The following is a 1,459-nucleotide window of genomic DNA, read 5'->3' on the forward strand; positions in this document are numbered from 1 at the left end:
GCTGGTGATCCGGGGGTGCGGGAGTGGGTGGCGCCGCGTCGGGTGCCGTTTGTGGGGGTGGTGGAGGGTTCGGTGCGGGTGCCGGGTCGTCCGGCACGTGAAGTTCCCGAACGGCTGCTGCGGGTCCTCGAACTCTGCGACGGCACCCGCTCCGCCCACGCGATCCAGCTCCACCTGGGACCGGACACCGATGTCGCCGAGGCGCTCGACCGGCTGGTGGAGCTCCGCTGCGTCACCTGGCGGCTCGACGTACCCGCCGACACCCACCCCGAACTGCGGCTGCGGGAAACGCTCGAACGGATCGGCGACCCCGCCGTACGGGAACGGGCTCTGGCCACCCTGGAGGTACTGGAACGCGGCCGCGACCAGGTCCGGGCGGCGGGGGACGATCCGGACCGGCTGATCAGCGCGATGGCGGCGCTGGAAGCCGACTTCGAGCAGCTCACGGACGCCGCCGCCCAGCGCGAGAAGGGAGCCGCCACCGCGCCCTGCCGCGCCCTGGTCTACTCCGACTCCGTGCGTTCCGCGCGGGCCCGGATCGGCGGCGACGTCCTGACGGCGCTCGCGCCACTGGATCTCTTCATGACCAGCGCCACCTGGCTGACCTCGCACCTCGCCCAGCAGGTGATGCACCGGGTCGGCGAGGTCTACGACCGGCTCCGGGAGGCGGCGGGGGACAGCGGCACCGTGGATCTGGCGGCCTTCTGGTTCGCCTGCATGCCCGTGCTGCACGGGGACGCCGCCGCTGACGCGGCACGCCTCCAGGAGGAGTTCCGCCGGCGCTGGGCCTCCATCCTGCGGCTGCCCGAAGGGGCATGCCGGGTCCGGGTGTCCGGCGCCGAGATCGCCGAGCAGGTGCACGACGCGTTCGGCGACGCCGGCACGGGGTGGACCGCGGCGCGCTACCTCAGCCCGGATGTGATGATCGCCGCGACCGACACGGCCGCCCTGGAGCGTGGTGAGTTCGAACTCGTCCTCGGCGAACTCCATCTCGCCACCAACACCCTGGGCGCCTCGCTCTTCGTCCACCAGCACCCCGCGCCGGACGAGTTGTTCGCCCTGACCGGCCGCGACCACCCCGGTCCGCGGCTGGTGCCGATGCTGCCCAAGGAACACAAGTCCCGGCTGTCCGCGCGGATCAGACACTCCCTGGTGCGGCCCGAGGACTACTACGTCGCCCTTGTGGACCACTCGGCGGACCCGCACCGCCCGAACACGGTCCTCAGCGCCGATGCCACGGTCGAACGCCGGGCGGACCGCCTGGTCGTGGTGGTGCCCGACGGGGCCGTGTTCGACGCGGTCGACGTCTTCTCGCACGTACTGACCACTCTCGTGATGGACCTCTTCCAGATCCTTCCGGAGAGCGATCGTTCGCCGCGGGTGATGGTGGATTCGATGGTGGTGGCGCGGGAGACGTGGCGGTTCGTGGGGTCGGAGGTGGAGTTCGCGGGGGAGAAGA

The 1,459-nt window shown here is 71.8% G+C and carries 1 protein-coding gene; it reads left to right on the plus strand.

What is annotated here, in order from left to right:
• Positions 1-72: 72 nt before the first annotated feature.
• Positions 73-1,459 (plus strand): lantibiotic dehydratase (locus ACFVWW_RS34115; RefSeq protein WP_386879501.1); only part of this gene is annotated, 1,387 nt, incomplete at its 3' end.

This window comes from Streptomyces sp. NPDC058198 (genome assembly GCF_042882605.1).
Taxonomy (GTDB): Bacteria; Actinomycetota; Actinomycetes; order Streptomycetales; family Streptomycetaceae; genus Streptomyces.